This window comes from Rickettsia akari str. Hartford, from assembly GCF_000018205.1.
Lineage (GTDB): Bacteria > Pseudomonadota > Alphaproteobacteria > Rickettsiales > Rickettsiaceae > Rickettsia > Rickettsia akari.
The window spans coordinates 946,806-965,874 of the sequence record NC_009881.1; the positions used below are offsets into that span (position 1 = coordinate 946,806).

The window sequence follows — 19,069 nt, forward strand, 5'->3', positions numbered from 1 at the left end:
TTTTGTGTACTTTCAATTAAATCAGCAGCAACTAAATAACCGTCATGTGCCCCTGATGAATTTGATAAAGCCTGAAAAAATATTCTCGTAAATTACTACGGTTGATTTTTATTTTTGCTTCAAAAGACCAAAGCCGTGCTTGTTTTCCTGCATAATATTTAGCACAATCTTTAATTAGTAATCCACATTTTTCATTAAGAACCTCCATACCTACCCAATCTAGATGTAGCCACTTATTACCTTTAGCACCTTGTTGATTTGAAAAAAAATTATGCTAAATAGGCATATTATGAATCTTCAATTTGTTTTGAAGATATAATGCAAATGCATCACATACTTTATACTTCGGTTATTTTATCTTCTTTATTTGTATTTATTTTAGGTTCTGTGGCTTGTTCATTATTGACATAGTAATCACGGTTTTGCGAATAATAAAACTTTATTTTAGGTTTTAGCTCTATTCTAATATTAGGTTCTTGTCTTCGCTCAGCAAAAAGCTTACTACCGCTAATTTCACCTGCATAAATGCCTATAATCTCCTTATCTTTTTCTTCTTGAGTCTTTACTTCTAACAATCTCTTATTTGTACTTGCATTTGCTTTGAGTCTTGCTTATTCAAGGTGCTTTGCTACAAGCAATTAAGCTATGCCATAAGCGGTAAATTTGTGATCTTCACGTTCTTTTAAAAAACCCATGATGGCATTCTTGCGATCAAATTCCATATTAAATATACTAATAATGAAAATACTATAAATAGTTATTTTAAAAATTTCAACTTTAAATTATCAATCTTGAGCAGCGTACACTAGTACGTGAGGATTATTAATAAGAGACTTTGTAGCCAATGTTTCAAATTAAACGAGTATGCTTTTCAAATTTGGAAAATAATGTTTTGAAGTTTTGAGTAGTAACATTTGCTACTTCTTTTGAGGTGATATTTTTGAGTTCAGCGACTTTCTCTGCGACATATCTAACAAAAGCCGGTTCGTTTTGTTTGCCACGCATAGGGGTAGGTGCTAGGTAAGGTGAGTCAGTTTCGATTAATAACCTATCAAGCGGTATATATTTAACTATTTCCTGCAAATCGGTTGCATTCTTGAAAGTTATAATCCCTGACATTGAAATATATAAACCGATATCTAGCATTTTTTCTGCTAATTTTTTTGAAGAGGTAAAGCAGTGTATTAAACCTGGAAATTTGCTGTTACGCATTTCTGATGTTAAAATGTCAATAGTGTCTTCATCTGCTGCTCTTGTATGAACAATAACAGGCAGACGTGTACTAGACGCCGCATGTATATGTGCTACAAACGAATCTTTTTGGAGTGTTTTATCGTAAAGCTGATGATAATAATCAAGCCCCGTTTCACCGATGCCAATCATTTTCGGATGGTTGGTAATCTCTATTATTTCTGAATCCGTAATTAGCATACTGCTTTCATTAACCTCACACGGATGCACACCAACGCTTGCAAAAATATTGTCATATTTTTCGGCTATTTCTAACACAATTTGTAAATCTTCAAGCTTAGTACAGATAGTTTGCATATACTGCACATTATTTTCTAATGCTCTTTGAATGACAGAATCTAAAAGCACCGTGTCATACCGTGGTTTGACCATGGTATCCAAAAAACAACTAGTATTAGTTGTTTTAATATTTTTACTGGATCCCGCTACGAGATCGCGGGATGATAAGTCAGTAAGTAAATTAAGATGACAATGCGAATCTATTAACATGCTACAATACCGATATCATTCCTACGGAAGCAGTAATCCAGTAAAAAATGAATATAAAAGCTAGTATATAGTCTATTTAAAAAAATAGATTCCAGCTCTCGTGGGAATGATATAGAAGAAATTGGAAAGGACATAACAAGATTCATACAACATCCCCCTCAAATCTCGGAAATATTATGGTAGGTTCTAAAATATTGCTACCTGCCCTTAAAGCATAATCACGTATTAAATGCTTAAATAGGCGTTCTTCTTTACTTATCCCTAACTGATTTAGCATTTTATTCGCTGAACTCGGTATAAAAGGCTGAAGCATTATAGCAATATAGCGTAAAACTTCTAGTAAAGTGTATAACACTTCTAGCATTTTATCCGGATCTGTTTTTTTCAAATTCCAAGGTGCTTCACTATCAATATAGATATTTGCTTCTTCAGCTAGATTAATAATATTGTCAAGAATTTTATTAATCTCTGTTTTGTCCATCAATAAAATATTCTGCTCGGCAAATTTACTTGCGGTTTTTAAAATCGGCAGCTCATATATTTTATCTATAACGCTTTGCGTAAGAAGCGGCACTTTACCTTCATTATTTTTATAAACAAAAGCTGTACTACGCTGTAATAAATTACCTATTTTGTTTGACAACTCGCTATTAATACGGGTAATTAAATTACTACGGGCAAAATTGCCATCTGCACCAAAAGTTACTTCACGCATCAGAAAATACCTAATCTGATCAATACCGAATTCATTGATTAACTTAATCGGATCAATGGTATTACCAAGAGATTTAGAGATTTTCTGCCCCTCATTCGTCCACCAACCATGAGCCATAATTGTTTTCGGTAGCGGAATTTCTGCAGCCATCAAAAAAGCAGGCCAATAGACAGTATGAAAACGCAAGATATCCTTACCTACTACGTGTAAATCAGCCGGCCAAAATTTACCGTAACTACTTTGTTCATCAGGATAACCGAGTGCCGAAATATAATTAGCAAGTGCATCAAGCCAAACATAAATCACGTGTTTTTCGTTATTTGGAACTTTTATACCCCAGTTAAAAGTAGTACGTGACACGGATAAATCTTTTAGACCTGATTTAACAAAGCTAATTACTTCGTTACGCCTTGATATAGGTCTGATAAAATCAGGGTTTGCTTCATAAAACTCAAGCAATTTATCTTGCCATTGTGAAAGATTAAAGAAATAGCTTGGTTCTTTAACCCATTCAACTGGAGCACCCGTCGGCGCTAAACCGTCACTCGTAAGTTCCGACTCATCAAAAAAAGCCTCATCTCGCACTGCATACCAACCTTCATAAAATCCTTCATAGATTGTACCGTTATCTAGCAATTTCTGCCAAAAAACAGCTACAGCTTCTTTATGTCTATTTTCCGTGGTCCTAATAAAATCATCATTAGAAATATGCATAACAGCCATCAGATGACGAAAACTCTCCGAGGTCTGATCGGTAAATTTTTGAGGATCAATATTTTTGTTAATTGCTGCTTTTTCTACTTTCTGCCCATGTTCATCGGTACCTGTTAAAAATATTACGTCGAGACCACGAAGGCGCATGAAACGAGCGATTACATCACTTGCAACGCTAGTATAAGCATGACCGATATGAGGAACATCGTTAACGTAATATATAGGGGTAGTAATGTAGTAAGTATTATTCATAAATGCTTTTTTATTAACTCATGTACTTCAGGTGGACTTAAATCTGATGCTTTAATTGTTTTTATTCTCTCAGGAAATCTATTACTTAATGCTTTAAAGCAATCATAGACTTTTTTATAAAAATCTATACCTCTTATGTCAAATTTATTGCTCATATTTCGTGAATTGACTCTCTCAATAGCAGTATCCGGCTCTACGTCAATAAAAAACGTAATCTCCGGCATAAGAGAAGGCATTAAAATTTTGTGCAGATTATAAACTAAATCTATGCCGTTTTCTAGCTCTAATCCTTGATAACATGCAGTCGAGTCAATAAACCTATCACATATTACGACATGTCCATCTTGCAGAGCCGGTATAATTTTCCGTGCCATATGATCATAACGTGCTGCCATAGCTTGCAAAAGCTCAGACATAGGTAATAATGATTCATGAACTAGGATTGCACGCATTTTTTCGGCGACGGCAGTACCTCCCACTTCACGAGTTAAAATAACGTGAGTATTTTGAGATTTTAAATATTCATAGAGCATTTGAGCTTGAGTGGATTTACCGATTCCATCCCCTCCCTCAAATGTAATAAACTTTCCTTGTTTCAAATTATTCATTAATTACAATTACTCTAAGCTATAACTTTTATAATCATATCTCTTAAAAAAATTATTTACAAGTAAGATTACATACTTATATACTCCTAACACAATTAAGAGCAATTATACGAAGCGCAATTTGGAACAGAGCAAGGCATTTTGAAGCGTTTAACCGCAGCGTATATACCTAACGTGCGGATCAAAAGCGAAAAACAACGACGCCAATTTGTCAAATTCAGCAAGTATACATTATAAATTTTACATTACATTATTAATATATGAGCAATTCATTAAGCAAGAGGGATTTTTCTATCATAATCGGTAATGCGATGGACCATTTTGATACTGCACTTTATGGGTTTCTTGTACCGTTACTTGCTGGTATTTTCTTTCCGCATCATGATAAAATTGTCGCCTTAATACTTACCTATAGTGTTCTTGCGACATCTTTATTTACACGTCCCATAGGCTCTTATTGTTTTGGCGTAGTTGCTAAAAAATACGGCGGGGTTTTTGCTTTATCTCATTCTCTAATCGGAGTTGCTTTAACAACTAGCTTAATAGGTCTAATCCCCTCTCATACGCACATAGGCTGGCTTGCACCGCTATTATTAGTTGTGCTTAGAACGTTGCAAGGAGTATATTCCGAGGGTGAATGTGCTATTGCTAAATTATATATTCTAGAGAATAAAGACGAAAAAAAAGCATTTAAAGCTTCTTACCTTTATCAAACCTCTACAATGCTTGGTATTATTCTTGCTTCATTTATCAGCAGTATAGTTTTAAATCTAGAGTATAATGAATATTGGCGTTTATGTTTCATATTTGGCGGACTTATAGCCCTTATAGGTTATTTTTTAAGGAAGAGCGAGGATATTATAGTAAGACCATCATTGTCAAGCCACGGGCTGACAATGAGATCCTCGCCTCGCAATGACGTGGTATCATCGCTATTACTCGACTTAAACACAATTTGGAACAATAAACTAAGTATCTTACGTATTAGTTTTGCCGTAGGTTTCTCATATATTACCTATATAGTGCCTTGCGTCTTTATGAATAGCTTTATTCCGCTTATCACTGATATATCGCTTGAAACAATGATGAAATCTAATACGGAATTTCTGATTTGTGATATGATTATGATTCCGATAATTGGTCATCTAACAAAAAAAGTCCATTACCTTAAAATATTGAAGGGTACTCTCATTATCATGAGTTTAAGCATAATTCCTTTATGGTTTTTCTTAGATAATTCGTCTATATGGTATGTTAATTTCGTACGTATTTGGATTATAATACTCGGTGTTGGCTTCTTAGCACCATTGAATTGCTGGCTAAATAATTTGTTTAAAACTGCCGATAAATATATGTTAGTAGGTATCGGCAGTAGTATAGGCTCTTCACTGATCGGACGCCTTACCCCGTCAATCTGCCTAATGCTTTGGCATGTAACCGGCATCTCTTTATCAATTGCGGTTTACATAACTGTAATATCAATGGTAACCTTATGGGCTGTTAGAGGAGTTATTGCACAGGTCAATGTCATGCATGCATAGGCGTGGCTTTGCTTATAGTACTGGACAGTTTTTACTTTATGTCATTTCTGCGGAAGTGGTCATCCAGAAAAAAGCATCACTACAGCAAGCTTTTTGAATTAAAAGCTTGATTTATCTCGCTTTATGCTGGATACCAGCTTGTGCTAGTATGACATCCGGTAAGGTTGCTATTAAGTTGACACTCGTCTGCTTGCGCATGAATGACATCAAGCACATTATCTAATCCCTAATAAGACTGTTGTTAGTACAAGAATTTAATAAAACACCATACTCAAAAGTACCCCGACATAATTATTAGCTCTGAACCTTGTCATACAATAATCAGGATTTTTTATATCAAGCGTCGCTACTTGCAATATCAGTAAAATTAAAGCAGCTAAAATAGGTAAATAGTCGATATTACGGTTAGCTATCTTTGTTGCTAGGGTAAATAGTAATATAAAAACTATATAGCATACATCAAGCCAAAATTTAGGATGCTTGTTTTCTAAATATATGCTTAAAGATTTCACTCCTATTTTCTTATCGTCTTTTATATCCATATAGCCGTAAATCGTATCATAACCGGTTGCCCAAAAACAGCATGCTAAATATATAATAATTGCTGCTAAATCAAGTTTATCCTGAACTGCCGCATACGCTATTAATGCCCCTAGATTAAAGGTAAATCCCATAAATATTTGCGGAAAGTAGGTAATACGTTTCGTTAGCGGATATAGGCTAATCATTATTACCGCAAAAAAACCTGTATATATGGCTGTTTTGTTTAAAAGTAGCAATATACAAAGCGAGATAATACTAAGAATAAAAAGTATAAAAATAGCATAAGAAACAGATAAAGCACCGCTTGCTAAAGGTCGGTCTTTAGTCCGTGTAACATGTTTATCAAATTTTCTATCAAATATATCGTTAATAATACACCCGCTACTCCTTGTCGTTATACTCCCTAAAATAAATAACGGTAATAAATAAGCTAATTCCGTGTTAGAAGGGTTTGCAAGCAGCAATCCAAATAAAGCAGGGAAAAAAACCAGCAAATAAGCTACCGGCTTATCTACCCGCATTAATTTTAAAGTAAGTAAAAGTTTATTTGGCATTTCTATTGTTTATTAATTCTTTGGCACGTTCTGTTTTAAGACCTTATCTGTAAAGATATTGTAAAACTAATTAAATTCTTTTTTACTGCAAATTATAAGATTTTTTGAAATAGGAATTGCTATTGTTGCACAAATCTTATCAATTTTCGATAAAAAAGTTCTTTAATGATCAATTAAAATATTTTTACAGATAGGCTCCAGCTCTTCAATAGTTGGGAGTTCACTTTTTATCTCGTCAGGTATATTTTCAGTGATTTTATACTCTGTAAGTCCAATAGGTTTACTCATATCACGCAATACATATTCTACAAGTATATTATTTTTTGATTTGCATAAAATTAGCACAATAGACGTGTTATCGTTTGGATGCTTTAAAATATCATCTAAAACCGATAAATAAAAATTCATTTTACCAGCATATTTTAGTTTAAAATCCTTATCTTTAAGCTCACTTACTACAAAACGACGAAGTTTTAAATGATAGAATAATATATCAATATAGCATGTTCTACTATTTCTAAATGATATTGTCTGCCAACAAAAACAAAACCAGCTCCAAGCTCAATTAAAAATTTTTCTATATGTTTAGTGAATTATTTTTATACCTCTCTTTCATGTGCTGTATTCCATATACTTAAAAAATCAAAAACATATGGGTATTTGAACGTATAATGTGCTAGATCAGATTGAGGAGAGGCTAGTTTACTTTGAAAGTTTGTTATTGCTTGTCCTTGTCTTTTATGTAACTCAAGTTCAATTTGCATAGTAAGTACACTACGTGACCAACAATATTCAACAATTTTTTTCATATAAAAGATTTGGTGTTTTCTATCTTTTACTTTATCTAGTAAAAGAACTATATGAAACCACGTCAATTGTGCAGCAAGCTGCTGCACAAATTCTAAATCCCTATACTCTTGAGCAAAACGTCTCATATATTTTTAAGGTTTCTGCTGCTAAATCCTTTTATTTCAGGAAATGCATAATGTAGATCACGGCTTAAATTATCTATTACTTTCGCACCCTAACCATATTTGTTCTGTCGTTTAAGAATTTCATTACCTATATGATGATATAGCTTTATTAACTCACTATTTACTGACCTTGCAGCTTGATAACGACTTTCAGATACTTGAATTTTTAATTGCTCTACAAATTTTAAATACTCTGAATTAATGATATTTTGATCCCTAAAATTTCTATTGGCATTATTATATACATGGATTTTTATATTTTCAATTATTAGCAATAGTTCTATTGTCATAATCGCATATAACCTTTATAATGAGATTCCTGAATCAACTATAAAATCTATGACAGAATTTCCGAAAAATTATAATTTTACAGAAAATGAAAAAAAATGGCAGCAAATTTGGCAAGCGCAGCAAATTTATGCTTATGATCCAAATATTTCAAAAGAAGAAACCTATGTAGTTGATACGCCGCCTCCGACGGTTTCAGGGCAGTTACATATCGGGCATGTTTACAGCTATACGCAAACGGATTTTATTGTACGATTTCAGCGTATGATCGGTAAAAATATCTTTTATCCTATGGGTTTTGACGATAATGGTCTACCAACCGAGAGACTTGTTGAAAAACAGAAGCAGATCAAAGCTTATAATATGGGCAGAGACGAGTTTATAAAAATTTGTGAAGAGGTAGTAGAAAGTGAAGAAGAGAAGTTTAGAAGGCTATTTAACCAAATAGCTTTATCGGTTGACTGGAGTTTAGAGTACCAAACTATCAGTCCGTTATCACGTAAAATATCACAAATGTCTTTTCTTGATTTAGTGAAGAAAGGTAAAATTTATCGTAATGATCAGCCGATATTGTGGGACCCGGTAGATGGTACGGCTCTTGCTCAAGCCGATATTGAGGATAAGGCAAAAACCTCTTTCATGAATTATATTATTTTTAAAACTGAGCAAGGAGAGTCTCTTACTATAGCAACTACCAGACCTGAGTTATTGCCTGCTTGCATCGCCGTATTTTATCACCCTGATGACAAGCGTTATAAGCATCTAGCATGTAAATCAGCTATAACACCGCTTTTTAATGAAAAAGTTCCGCTGCTTGCCTCTCCTTTAGTACAACAAGATAAAGGTACAGGTTTAGTTATGTGCTGTACATTTGGTGATCAAACGGATATTACTTGGTGGAAGACGCATAATCTACCTTTAAAAACTATTATCACTAAAAAAGGTACAATAAATTTCCCTCACAATATTGCTATAGACGGTTTGAAAATTAAAGAAGCACGAATAAAAATAATAGATATTTTAAAAGAACAAAAGTTGATTACTAAACAAGAAGAAATTACCCAAACCGTTAAATGTGCTGAGAGGTCTGGTGCTCCTCTTGAGATACTAACGGTGCCGCAATGGTTCGTTAAAACGATATCACATAAAGAAGCATTACTTAAAAGAGCAAACGAACTAAACTGGCGTCCTAACAATATGAAAATTCGTTTAGAGAATTGGATTAATGCCATTAGTTGGGATTGGTGCATAAGTAGGCAGCGTTATTTTGGTGTGCCTTTCCCTGTTTGGTACTCTAAAAGAGTCGGCGAAGAAGGTAAGATTTTATATGCCGATATTTCGCAGCTACCTGTCGATCCATTAAAAGATTTACCTATAGGTTATAGTAAGGAGGAAGTAGAGCCTGATTTAGATGTTATGGATACTTGGGCAACAAGCTCTGTTTCACCTCAACTTTCGACGCATTGCATCTCTGACAATTTCGCTGTTAATAAAGATAGACACAATAAATTATTCCCGATGGATTTAAGACCGCAAGCACACGAAATTATCAGAACTTGGGCATTTTATACTATCTTAAAAGCTCATCTACACCAAAATACTCTACCGTGGGGAAATATCATGGTTAGTGGTTGGTGTTTAGCTGAAGATCGAAGTAAAATGTCAAAATCTAAGGGCAATGTTTTAGTTCCTGAAAAGCTGCTAGAGCAGTACGGTTCCGATGTAATACGTTATTGGTCGGCAAATTCAAAACTAGGTGCTGATACCGCCTATTCCGAAGACGTTATGAAAAACGGCAAACGACTTGTTAATAAGCTGTGGAATGCCTGTAAGTTTATTTTTATACATTGTAATAAACTAAAAGATGTAGATAAAAAAGCAAGCTTGTTCGATATTAAAGAACAAATCACTAATGAATTTGATCAGTGGATGATTAATAAGTTAGTGGAATTAGTTAACGCGGCAACAAATGAGTTACAAAACTATGAATACGCAAATGCTATGCATCTGACGGAAAAGTTTTTTTGGGTGATATTTTGTGATAATTATTTAGAGATAAGTAAAACAAGAAGCTATGATGAAGAAAATAAAAACCCACAAGGACAGTATAGTAGCATATTAACTTTATATCATGTGATGCAAATTTTACTGAAACTATTTGCACCGTTTATACCCCATATTACTGAAGAGTTATATCAGATATTATATAGTGAGAATTCTATTCACGTTAAAGGTAACTGGGTTAATTACGGTGACTTACACTATGGAATCGATGTAACGCAATCGGAAGGATTAATTGCAATCCTAGATATCGTCAGAAAATTCAAAGCTGAGAATAATCTATCTATAAAAGCTCCAATAAAACTGCTTGAAGTTAGCGGCATAGAATTATCTGCAGAGCTAACGGAAGATTTAAAAAACGTCACATCAGCAGAAGAAATACAATTTGAGGGCCAAGGTGATAAAATTAAAGTCAATGTTATCTTTTAAAAATATTATAGGCTTAATATTAATTATATTTGCCGGTAGATTTTTTTATATTAGAACATAACTGGCGATATGTAACCTTAAGTGATGAACAAGTAAAAAAATATAGAATTAGCGAGACAAAAGCTATCGCCCTTTATCAGCTAATGAAAGATACTCATGAGCTCCTTGAGAAGAATAATATTAATTATTGGACAGAAGGAGGCACTCTGCTTGGAGCCGTTAGACATCAAGGTATAATTCCTTTTGACGATGATTTAGACATCGGTATTATGCATGAAGACGAAATATTGCTGCAACAAATATTACCGCAATTTGAGCAACTCGGTTATGCTGTTTCCTACGAGAGAACTTATAATATATGCAAAAAAGCTTGTCAAGACAAATTTATATATACTAATTTAGCAGCTCGGGATAAGTATCCGAAGAGTTCATTTTATGATAATGAATTATATCCTTTAAAAAAATATAGATTCGGTAGTATATAGGTTTATGGTCCTGCTGATCCTATAGAAAATCTAAATAGGCAATATCCAGAATGGGATAAGTATGCAGTGATAAAGCATTCCCATAGCTTACATTTACCTTTTTTATCTAATATCGAGCAAAAAACCAAATTTATATTAACGCCGGAATTATTAAAACCTGCTCAGCCATTCGGACCTCTAGCAGATAAAGTGAATATAGTCAATTCAGCTACATTTATTGGTATGCACGAGGATATGGCTTATAATTAAATGTTGAAATTGTTAAGATTATTTCGATATCAGTAACAAAATAGTCATATGATTTACATTTGACTAAATTACCTTTTTTTTCGCAAAAATTAATATCACACAAATTGAGATAAGAAAGTAATAGCCAGTACTATCAATAAGCCCGGTTCATCAAATCAAGAGCCCGAAATAGCTTGTTGATTTTGAACCACTTGAAAGCTAAATTCAGGTTTAAGTAATTCATGAAAATATTTTAAGCTTGAAGAAACGGTTGAGTCACTTACTTTTGCCTCCACTAAAATCCATGGGTGGTTATCTTTTGTTATTACTAAATTGACTTCACATTTTTGTTTATCACGAAGATAATATAAACCAAAATCACCAAGCCATGTTTCGTTCCAAAAATATACTGCTTTTAAAAGGTGAGCAGCTACAAAATTTTCAAATCTTGCTCTTATATCTTTTATTTACGACCAATCCCAAAGGTAAATTTTTGGCTCTTTTATCAAGCTCCTTACAACATTTTTAGACCAAGGATTGATGGTAAAACAATAATAATGCTTTTCTAGCAAAGAAAGCCATCTTCTTATTCTTATTGTGTGGTCTGAAACCCTAACTTTGTTAACAAGATTTGTATAGTTTATTAATGAACCGGCTTGGTCGTTTATAATGGTAGCAAGTAATTCTAACGCATAAATATTGTATATATGTTCAGTATTTCTTACATCTTCTCTAAATAATTGCGCGAATCTTTTATTACTCCATATTCTATGCAATTTAGTTCTTGCTTTTAAATAACTTTCTGCAAATCCTCAAAAATTTATTAAAGCTTCAAATGCATCTATAGTGATATTTTTAGGACTTGTTATATAATCAATGTTATTATCAAAGTTTTTAGCTATTTCAGATACCGATAATGGATGCACGGTTAAATTTATATAACGCCCCATTATGCTATCGCCGCCTTTTATATATATAATTTAGCACTACCTATTATAATAAATTCAATATGTTCTCCGAATTTATCATAAAATCCTTTTACAAGATTTTTCCAATCTTTACATTTATGAATTTCATCTAATATTAAACATGGTTTCTTATAGGATATAGTAGAAAGTCACTTTTCAAAAAGTTCTGTATGTTTATTTAAGATTTTATTTCTATCTTCAAGATAATCCCAATTTAGGTAAATTGAATTGTGATTAGGCTTGATTACTTGTTTTGATATTGTAGTCTTTCCTAGCTGCATTGCGCCGCTTATCAATACAAGTTTACCGTAATTTGTTAGATATTATGCAACTTGCTTTTTATATAACCTATACATTATAATATCTCTATAAGTGTTGCCCCCACCGCTGTCATACCGTTGTTTGACCACGGTATCCATAAAAATAATAAAAAATACTAGTATTTTTTAACTGGATCCAGCGATCAAGTTAGCTAGGATGACAATCTACGGGTAATGCTATAAATTCATAAAAATATGATAAGTAAATGTCGCAATAGTTAAGACTGTTCCGATATTTATAACGCAATGCTCACATGAATTACAAAATATATGCCTTATTTATTAGCGGTTACCGCAGCTATTCTGCTTATTTTACTAGCTTTAATCATCTTATTTTATGTAAAAACTAAAACCTTAAAAAGGCAACTACAATTCTTATCAGAGCAGAATTTAGAAATTAGCAATAACAACCAATTATTGCACCAAGAAAAAATAGGATGTTTGCAAAAAATTGAGCAATTGAAGTGCAAAGTAGAATATCAAGAACAGACTATTAAGGATTCAAAAAAAATAAGAGAAGAATCATTTTCATCGGCTAAAGCTGCTTTATTTGACCTTGGGAAAGATTTGTCCAAGCAATTAATAGAGATACATAAAATGGAAAACACAGCGACAAGAGAGCTGGCCGAGCAAAATATCGCTACTGCTTCAGGAAAATTTAATAGCGAGTTTGAGAGATTGATTACTATGGTAGGAGCATTACATAAAGATATAGAGCAATCAAAAGATACCGTTGATTTGATAAAACAGTCGCTACTTTCTCCTATCGGTGCGGGGTTACTTGCTGAAATTACGCTTGAAAATATCCTAAAATCGTCAGGCTTACGTCCTAACCTAGATTTCATTATGCAATACGGTCTGACTACAACAGATAGCGGGAAGCTAAGACCTGATGCTATTATTTTTCTTCCTTCCGATAATTTAATGGTCATTGATTCCAAAGCTTCAAAGTTTCTAGTTAATGAGCAGGATAATAGCGGGAATCTCAGCAAAACTATGAATTATCATTTAAAATCTCTAGCTAATAAAGACTATGCTGCAAATATTGTAACTAATCTAAACAAAAAGGATCAGAACTTTAACAACGTTATTACTTTAATGTTTTTACCAACTGAACAAGCGGTCGAGAAAGTCATTGCAGCCGACCATGAATTTTTACAGAAAGCTTGGCGCTGTAATATCTTTCCAGTAGGACCTGCTGGGCTTATGAATATGCTATCATTTGCAAAATTTCAAATTACCGACCATCGTCGTTCAGAAAATTATAAGGTAATCATTGAAGAAGTAAGAAAACTATTAAGCTCTATAGGTACTATGGCTGATTATTCTCAAAAGATCGGTAATAATATACAAAATATGGTTACTAATTATGATAAATTTGCTGCCTCGTTTAATCGTAATTTTATGTCAAGAGTGAAGAACATTAACAAGCTTGGCATTGATTCAGGAAATAAAGCAATGCCTGCGGCCTTAGAGCGTTATCAAATCGTTTCCTCTAAATCTGAGATTATCGAAGTAGAAGCCGCAAATCCACCACAAATAGAAGAAAAATTATAGAGGTATACTATAACTTTACCTATAATGCTCATAACGGATAATTTGTGGTGGATTCATAAATATCCTTGCATTATGCTTAGAACGCATACACTCATGCAGATACACATGTTCGCAATCGTCTTTTATAGAATCGTAAAAACAGTTTTCGAAGAATTGTCGTTTATATGGCAAGACTCTTAAAACACGCATTTACCGGTAGTAAATCTGAATCCGGAGGATATATTTTCTGCATTAGAAGAAGGTTTTCCGTATCAAAATAACTCTTACCGGTTTTTATGCTATACTCATGTGGTGTATAGGAAAATGCTTCATTACGCAATGTGAAAGCATCATACATTTGCCCTGTGGGATATTATTATGCATATTAGCTACGTGTGTAAGGATTTGTTCCATAGTAAATTTATCGAGATACATCTTATGAGCTTTGTTGCCTTTTCATAAGCTTCTTCACGATGAGACTTCAGCCATTCTAAATGCTGATTTATTTGAGAGTATATTTCCTCAGGAGATTTGTGTAAAGTTTCTATATTATAGTATATTATCACCAAAAGTTGCTTTTGCCCATGTCATTGCGTCAACAATTACCAATGCTGAAGCACTCACAAGTTCTAAAACTTGTACAGAAGGAAAGTTATCCATAATATGATCTTCTGAATGCAATGCTAAACCAATACCACTTTTTCTTATTGTATAAACAAATAACTGAGCGTCATAAGGTATAAATCCTCTATATGAATTAAGCAGTAACAAACCTGCTCTAGGACCATACATATCTACATCATTACGTTTATCAAGTAGTTTATATAATTTTTTATATTTGAGACCAGAGCGAGTATTATCCCAATTATAATCACACATAAATAACCTCGAATCATTAATTTTAATAAACTCTGTTTTAGGTCGTGAAAACTTGAAACCAATTATAGGTATGGCAATATCTTCATAATATTGATTAATTTTTTTTAAAATCCGTAACAGCAACTAATCCATAAGATTTAATAGGTTTAAGACAATAATAGGGAACCAAAGCAATATCTATCAAATATTTAGCATTATTTCTCAGACAAGGAAAATGTAAAATAACATAGTGTCTAATATCCACAACCTTAGCAAAATCACCTGCGGATATAGTAACATCATGATTAAATTGCCTAACTATACTATACATTCTTAAAATATCTATCGGATGCATATTAGTGCTGATTACAGTAAATAATGATTCCCACCCAAGATTATTCATTGCTTGCTGTATCCTCATACATGCCAAACGATCATGCCTGCATAGTATTGCAATTCTGTAAGGAACATTTGGATTTTTAGGAAGCTGTACGATATAATTGTACTTTTCGCACTATTTCTGTAATGAAAGGGACAAAAAATTATAATAAAACCCCTGATATAGATCGTTGCGATATATACCATTTTTTCCTAGATCATAAATTTCTAATAACAAATATATTGGTACTGCTAATAATATAAATGGAAAAATTAACACAAGTTTTGATTTATTTTGAATACGCATCAATACTATAAAAAAAGAAGTTAGTAATATTGTAATTTTTTATACTAGATTCTGTCTACTTTTAATAGAATAATCATAATTAATCAAATGTCCATAGAACCTAGACATGGTACTTCTTCTGTAGGTTCAATATCAATAACTGTATCATCATTTGTGCCTGAGTCAATTTTATTAAGCCAAGTAATGGTAGTAGCAGTTTTCTCAGCAATATTTTTACCTACACTACTTATTGCATTACCAACATTTAAATCCGATATAGCAGTTGTGAAAACATCTATTAAAGTTGCAAGACTTAAGAAGTTTAAATCTTTAATAGACCCAAACATTATTAAGGGTACTATCGCTACAGTCAATCTTGCCGCATCATGATAGTAAAATTTTTGAAAAAACACATCATTAGTTAATTTTTCGCCCTTTATTGCCACAATATGTTGATACTAATCAAAAAGCAAGACGTATTAATTTAACAGAAGTGGAGGCATAAAACATTGGATCTTCATAAAATTCTAATTCTGGATTATGAAAATACAAACAGATATAATCTAAAATCAGTGTGGCTATTGCCGAACACATAGCACTACTCTTCAATCCATGATAGGTACTAATGTCTGATTCAATATTGTTAAAATCTATATCTTGATTGATAAGTTTATTATATATTGACTAAAGTTTTATTTGCGTATTATTATCTTGTTTAGAATATTTATATAGTCACTGAAAATATAGCTTGGGTGATTGTACAGCCATCTCTTGTTAACGCAAGTGGTTGTTACGGTGGTACCTCACTATTTAGGCATATTGCAATATTACCATACTTTATTCCTTTAATAGGCGATTGTTTGCAACAATTTCAACCTATTCATATTGATGATTTAACGAAAGTAATTATTCACTGTATAGAAATGGAATGGAAAATCTACAAATTATTAAGAATAGTTGAACCAGAATAGTTACCATGAAGGATATCTTGCTTGGATTTAGAAGATGGCTTGGAGTTAATACTGGAAGACTAATTAAAATTCCTCTAATATTCATCAAAATAGCAGATAAATTAGAGAATTTTCTAAACATAGGACCCATTAATTCTACTGCGTATAATATATTATTTCAACCTAATATTGCTGATAAAAAAAGATTTTATCAATTTTACTTCTATAATCCCTAGAAACTTGCAACAAGGTTTTGCAACCGAACCTTTAACCGTACAATCCCCATATGGCACGCTATGCTTTATTTGCTAAAACCTGTGATAACAATTGTCTTATGGCTATTTTGTATAATGACAGGAATTATTGCAAGCATTTTTTCTTATGATGCTAGTATGCACATTATAATATCACTAGGATTTGATAAACCAATAGCACATTACATATTATATGGAATCTGCTTTACGGATATTATTCTTGGAATTCTACTAATTATCAAAAATAAGATAAGTAGAATATGTAGTTTACAAATTTTAATCCTAACTTATACTCTACTATTAACATATCTTAAACCAATATTGTTGCTAGATCCGCTTGGTCCGATATTTTAAAAATATTCCAATAATATTACTTACTTTAGTATTAATGGCGATAGAACGAGATAAATAATGGATTATCTTTTTATAAAAACTATTCATATTATTAGCTCTACCATTTTATTTGGTACTGGAATCGGTACTGCTTTTTTTATGTAGTTGGCAAATAAAATCGGCGATTTGAATGCAAAGGCATATGCAGCTCGCACTACAGTTATAGCTTATCTTCTTTTTACTACTCCAACTGTGATAATTCAACCGGTGAGCGGCATAGTCAATATGCTGGGTTATAATTATTCTAATTTATGGCTTATCTTAACTTATATCGGATACATAATCGCCGGTAGTTGTTGGCTTCCGGTATTATGGATTCAAACTCAACTACGAAATATGGCACTTGAAGCATGAAAGCAGCGAACTCCCTTACAGGAAAAATATTATAAATTATTTAAATAATGGTTCTAGCTATGCTGGCAAGCATTTATCAGTTTTATTATTACTTTTTTCTTAATTGTATTAAACCCTTATAGTACTAGTTTAGGATAACTATTCGGTGTCATCCCGTGGCTTGTACCACGGTATCTAAAGAACAGCTTAAAGTACCAATAATTTTAGTCTTTTTAACTGGATACCGTGGTCAAGCCACGGGATGACACCTAATGCGTTTTTCGATACACGCAGGCAAGTCCGTAAGAATTACATAGCGAGGAAACAATATTTACGCTGGTATATCTTCAATCATCGATTGTTTTTTGTTTGATTTTGTAGAAATAAGAGATGTCATTATCGGTTCTACTAAGCCGTTAACTACCTCTTTTGTAATAGTAACACGCTGTTTTTTTAGCTCAGCAACTTTATACATACTATCAAGCAAAAGATGCTCAAGTATTGAACGAAGCCCTCTTGCTCCAGTCTTTTTAGCCAAAGCTTTTTCAGCAATAGCTTCTAGTGCAGAATTTTCAATTACAAGCTCAGTATCATCAAGCTCAAATTGTTTCTTATATTGCTTTACTATGGCGTTCTTAGGCTTAGTGAGAATTGTAATTAAAGCTTCTTTGTCTAACTCATCTAAAGTAGTAACGATGGGTAACCTACCGATAAATTCAGGGATTAAACCGAATTTAGTTAAATCCTCAATCTCTAGGGATTTAAGAATCTCACTATTATTTTTCTCTTTATCTATATTTACGTTAGCTGCAAAGCCTATAGAACTATGATTAGTTCTTGAGGTTATAATGCTATCAACCCCCATAAAAGCACCACCACAAATAAATAAGATATTTGAAGTATCTAACTGTACGAAATCTTGTTGCGGGTGTTTCCTACCGCCTTGAGGAGGCACAGAAGCAACTGTGCCTTCCATAATTTTAAGTAATGCCTGCTGTACTCCTTCGCCCGATACATCACGTGTAATAGAAGGATTCTCTGATTTACGTGCAATTTTATCAACTTCGTCAATATAAATTATACCTTTTTGTGCTTTTGCTATATTAAACTCAGCTGCTATCAATAAGCGTAGTAATATATTCTCAACATCTTCACCAACATAACCGGCTTCCGTTAAAGAAGTAGCATCCGCCATAGTAAAAGGTACGTCTAGAATTTTAGCAAGCGTTTGAGCAAGTAAAGTTTTGCCTGAACCGGTAGGACCAATCAATAAAATATTTGACTTATTAAGCTCAACGTCATTATTGCCGGATTGTACATATTCAAGTCGCTTATAATGGTTATAAACCGCTACTGCTAAAATCTTTTTAGCTTGGTCTTGCCCAACTACGTAATCGTTTAGAATTGCACATATTTTTTGCGGTGTTGGAATTGAAGAAGTAATTTGCTTTAACGCAACTCTACTTTCTTCTTTCATAATATCCGTACATAAATCTATACATTCATCACAAATAAATACTGCAGGACCTGCTATCAGTTTTTTTACTTCATGTTGTTTTTTACTACAAAACGAACAAATCAATTCTTTTTTATCAGCTTCTACTACCATTAACTTTCTTTTTTATGTTTATACTCACTGTCATCACGTGTCTTGACCACGG

Annotated in this window: 19 protein-coding genes and 5 pseudogenes; 7 read left to right on the forward strand and 17 right to left on the reverse strand. The window is 32.9% G+C overall.

Annotation, left to right across the window (positions count from 1 at the left end):
* Positions 1 to 31 precede the first annotated feature (31 nt).
* The 5 genes from A1C_RS07845 to tmk all read right to left on the reverse strand — a co-directional run bounded on the left by A1C_RS07845 (position 32) and on the right by tmk (position 4,029).
* Entirely contained in the window at positions 32 to 208 is a 177-nt protein-coding gene (locus A1C_RS07845; protein WP_157211908.1) for a hypothetical protein, read from the reverse strand.
* 130 nt (positions 209 to 338) lie between these two features.
* Complete coding sequence (locus tag A1C_RS06260) at positions 339 to 575, reverse strand: hypothetical protein (RefSeq protein WP_012149942.1); 237 nt, start codon at positions 573 to 575, stop codon at positions 339 to 341.
* A 274-nt stretch (positions 576 to 849) separates the two neighbouring features.
* On the reverse strand, positions 850 to 1,740 hold the full coding sequence (locus A1C_RS04775; protein WP_041816786.1) for a TatD family hydrolase: 891 nt from the start codon (positions 1,738 to 1,740) through the stop codon (positions 850 to 852).
* Between the two features lie 142 nt (positions 1,741 to 1,882).
* Positions 1,883 to 3,421, reverse strand: a complete 1,539-nt coding sequence (gene metG / locus A1C_RS04780; RefSeq protein ID WP_012149944.1) for a methionine--tRNA ligase — start codon at positions 3,419 to 3,421, stop codon at positions 1,883 to 1,885.
* Positions 3,418 to 4,029 (reverse strand): dTMP kinase, encoded by a 612-nt coding sequence (gene tmk / locus A1C_RS04785; protein WP_012149945.1) that lies wholly within the window; start codon positions 4,027 to 4,029, stop codon positions 3,418 to 3,420. Before tmk ends, metG begins: the two co-directional genes overlap by 4 nt.
* A 260-nt stretch (positions 4,030 to 4,289) precedes the next feature.
* On the opposite strand from tmk, the gene A1C_RS04790 reads away from it, so the two are divergent.
* Complete coding sequence (locus A1C_RS04790) at positions 4,290 to 5,570, forward strand: MFS transporter (RefSeq protein ID WP_012149946.1); 1,281 nt, start codon at positions 4,290 to 4,292, stop codon at positions 5,568 to 5,570.
* A 254-nt stretch (positions 5,571 to 5,824) separates the two neighbouring features.
* Here the strand turns inward: A1C_RS04790 and ubiA are convergent, their stop codons facing one another.
* The 4 genes and pseudogenes from ubiA to A1C_RS08830 all read right to left on the reverse strand — a co-directional run bounded on the left by ubiA (position 5,825) and on the right by A1C_RS08830 (position 7,931).
* Positions 5,825 to 6,667, reverse strand: coding sequence for a 4-hydroxybenzoate octaprenyltransferase (ubiA, locus tag A1C_RS04795; protein ID WP_012149947.1), 843 nt, complete (start codon positions 6,665 to 6,667; stop codon positions 5,825 to 5,827).
* Between the two features lie 162 nt (positions 6,668 to 6,829).
* Positions 6,830 to 7,248: pseudogene (locus A1C_RS08820) on the reverse strand (PDDEXK nuclease domain-containing protein).
* Positions 7,249 to 7,266: 18 nt separating this feature from the next.
* Positions 7,267 to 7,602, reverse strand: a complete 336-nt coding sequence (locus A1C_RS08825; protein ID WP_232279102.1) for a DUF1016 N-terminal domain-containing protein — start codon at positions 7,600 to 7,602, stop codon at positions 7,267 to 7,269.
* Positions 7,603 to 7,691: 89 nt separating this feature from the next.
* Positions 7,692 to 7,931, reverse strand: a complete 240-nt coding sequence (locus A1C_RS08830) for a DUF1016 N-terminal domain-containing protein (protein WP_232279103.1) — start codon at positions 7,929 to 7,931, stop codon at positions 7,692 to 7,694.
* A 49-nt stretch (positions 7,932 to 7,980) separates the two neighbouring features.
* Here A1C_RS08830 and A1C_RS04805 point away from each other — a divergent pair, with 49 nt between their 5' ends.
* Positions 7,981 to 10,419 carry a valine--tRNA ligase gene (locus A1C_RS04805; RefSeq protein WP_012149948.1) on the forward strand — a complete coding sequence of 813 codons (2,439 nt, stop codon included), beginning with the start codon at positions 7,981 to 7,983 and terminating at the stop codon, positions 10,417 to 10,419.
* Positions 10,388 to 11,153: pseudogene (locus A1C_RS04810) on the forward strand (LicD family protein). Before A1C_RS04805 ends, A1C_RS04810 begins: the two are co-directional and overlap by 32 nt.
* Positions 11,154 to 11,308: 155 nt before the next feature.
* On the opposite strand, the pseudogene A1C_RS09590 reads toward A1C_RS04810, so the two are convergent.
* The 3 genes and pseudogenes from A1C_RS09590 to A1C_RS08220 form a co-directional block, all read right to left on the reverse strand.
* Positions 11,309 to 11,908: pseudogene (locus tag A1C_RS09590) on the reverse strand (DUF4143 domain-containing protein).
* Between the two features lie 36 nt (positions 11,909 to 11,944).
* Positions 11,945 to 12,082: a hypothetical protein gene (locus tag A1C_RS08215; RefSeq protein ID WP_198282960.1), complete on the reverse strand. Its 138-nt coding sequence runs from the start codon at positions 12,080 to 12,082 to the stop codon at positions 11,945 to 11,947.
* A 17-nt stretch (positions 12,083 to 12,099) separates the two neighbouring features.
* Positions 12,100 to 12,381, reverse strand: a pseudogene (locus A1C_RS08220) (ATP-binding protein).
* 309 nt (positions 12,382 to 12,690) lie between these two features.
* Here A1C_RS08220 and A1C_RS04825 point away from each other — a divergent pair.
* Positions 12,691 to 13,977, forward strand: coding sequence for a DNA recombination protein RmuC (locus A1C_RS04825; protein WP_012149949.1), 1,287 nt, complete (start codon positions 12,691 to 12,693; stop codon positions 13,975 to 13,977).
* Between the two features lie 160 nt (positions 13,978 to 14,137).
* Here the strand turns inward: A1C_RS04825 and A1C_RS07850 are convergent, their stop codons facing one another.
* The 4 genes from A1C_RS07850 to A1C_RS04835 all read right to left on the reverse strand — a co-directional run bounded on the left by A1C_RS07850 (position 14,138) and on the right by A1C_RS04835 (position 15,924).
* Complete coding sequence (locus tag A1C_RS07850) at positions 14,138 to 14,314, reverse strand: hypothetical protein (protein WP_012149950.1); 177 nt, start codon at positions 14,312 to 14,314, stop codon at positions 14,138 to 14,140.
* Positions 14,315 to 14,505: 191 nt separating this feature from the next.
* Complete coding sequence (locus tag A1C_RS08840; protein ID WP_232279105.1) at positions 14,506 to 14,835, reverse strand: hypothetical protein; 330 nt, start codon at positions 14,833 to 14,835, stop codon at positions 14,506 to 14,508.
* A 94-nt stretch (positions 14,836 to 14,929) separates the two neighbouring features.
* Entirely contained in the window at positions 14,930 to 15,235 is a 306-nt protein-coding gene (locus A1C_RS08845; protein WP_012149952.1) for a hypothetical protein, read from the reverse strand.
* A 347-nt stretch (positions 15,236 to 15,582) separates the two neighbouring features.
* A complete protein-coding gene (locus tag A1C_RS04835) occupies positions 15,583 to 15,924 on the reverse strand; it encodes a hypothetical protein (protein ID WP_012149953.1) in 342 nt (113 codons plus the stop codon).
* Positions 15,925 to 16,454: 530 nt separating this feature from the next.
* Between A1C_RS04835 and A1C_RS08850 the strand changes: the two genes are divergently transcribed.
* From A1C_RS08850 to A1C_RS04855, 3 genes and pseudogenes are all read left to right on the forward strand, one after another.
* Positions 16,455 to 16,664 (forward strand): hypothetical protein, encoded by a 210-nt coding sequence (locus A1C_RS08850; protein WP_232279106.1) that lies wholly within the window; start codon positions 16,455 to 16,457, stop codon positions 16,662 to 16,664.
* Positions 16,665 to 16,820: 156 nt separating this feature from the next.
* Entirely contained in the window at positions 16,821 to 17,036 is a 216-nt protein-coding gene (locus A1C_RS04850; RefSeq protein WP_232279139.1) for a DoxX-like family protein, read from the forward strand.
* Positions 17,037 to 17,093: 57 nt separating this feature from the next.
* Positions 17,094 to 17,429 (forward strand): annotated as a pseudogene (locus A1C_RS04855) (DUF2269 family protein).
* A gap of 310 nt (positions 17,430 to 17,739) precedes the next feature.
* Here A1C_RS04855 and clpX read toward each other — a convergent pair.
* On the reverse strand, positions 17,740 to 19,017 hold the full coding sequence (gene clpX / locus A1C_RS04860) for an ATP-dependent Clp protease ATP-binding subunit ClpX (RefSeq protein ID WP_012149956.1): 1,278 nt from the start codon (positions 19,015 to 19,017) through the stop codon (positions 17,740 to 17,742).
* Positions 19,018 to 19,069 lie beyond the last annotated feature (52 nt).

What these genes read in the sequence shown, in the direction of transcription:
- A1C_RS07845 (WP_157211908.1), bottom strand. Translation starts at nt 208, where the DNA reads ATGGAGGTTCTTAATGAAAAATGTGGATTACTAATTAAAGATTGTGCT.
- A1C_RS04775 (WP_041816786.1), bottom strand. Translation starts at nt 1,740, where the DNA reads ATGTTAATAGATTCGCATTGTCATCTTAATTTACTTACTGACTTATCA.
- metG (WP_012149944.1), bottom strand. Translation starts at nt 3,421, where the DNA reads ATGAATAATACTTACTACATTACTACCCCTATATATTACGTTAACGAT.
- tmk (WP_012149945.1), bottom strand. Translation starts at nt 4,029, where the DNA reads ATGAATAATTTGAAACAAGGAAAGTTTATTACATTTGAGGGAGGGGAT.
- A1C_RS04790 (WP_012149946.1), top strand. Translation starts at nt 4,290, where the DNA reads ATGAGCAATTCATTAAGCAAGAGGGATTTTTCTATCATAATCGGTAAT.
- ubiA (WP_012149947.1), bottom strand. Translation starts at nt 6,667, where the DNA reads ATGCCAAATAAACTTTTACTTACTTTAAAATTAATGCGGGTAGATAAG.
- A1C_RS08825 (WP_232279102.1), bottom strand. Translation starts at nt 7,602, where the DNA reads ATGAGACGTTTTGCTCAAGAGTATAGGGATTTAGAATTTGTGCAGCAG.
- A1C_RS08830 (WP_232279103.1), bottom strand. Translation starts at nt 7,931, where the DNA reads ATGACAATAGAACTATTGCTAATAATTGAAAATATAAAAATCCATGTA.
- A1C_RS04805 (WP_012149948.1), top strand. Translation starts at nt 7,981, where the DNA reads ATGACAGAATTTCCGAAAAATTATAATTTTACAGAAAATGAAAAAAAA.
- A1C_RS08215 (WP_198282960.1), bottom strand. Translation starts at nt 12,082, where the DNA reads ATGGGGCGTTATATAAATTTAACCGTGCATCCATTATCGGTATCTGAA.
- A1C_RS04825 (WP_012149949.1), top strand. Translation starts at nt 12,691, where the DNA reads ATGCCTTATTTATTAGCGGTTACCGCAGCTATTCTGCTTATTTTACTA.
- A1C_RS07850 (WP_012149950.1), bottom strand. Translation starts at nt 14,314, where the DNA reads ATGTATGATGCTTTCACATTGCGTAATGAAGCATTTTCCTATACACCA.
- A1C_RS08840 (WP_232279105.1), bottom strand. Translation starts at nt 14,835, where the DNA reads ATGTGTGATTATAATTGGGATAATACTCGCTCTGGTCTCAAATATAAA.
- A1C_RS08845 (WP_012149952.1), bottom strand. Translation starts at nt 15,235, where the DNA reads ATGAGGATACAGCAAGCAATGAATAATCTTGGGTGGGAATCATTATTT.
- A1C_RS08850 (WP_232279106.1), top strand. Translation starts at nt 16,455, where the DNA reads ATGAAGGATATCTTGCTTGGATTTAGAAGATGGCTTGGAGTTAATACT.
- A1C_RS04850 (WP_232279139.1), top strand. Translation starts at nt 16,821, where the DNA reads ATGCACATTATAATATCACTAGGATTTGATAAACCAATAGCACATTAC.
- clpX (WP_012149956.1), bottom strand. Translation starts at nt 19,017, where the DNA reads ATGGTAGTAGAAGCTGATAAAAAAGAATTGATTTGTTCGTTTTGTAGT.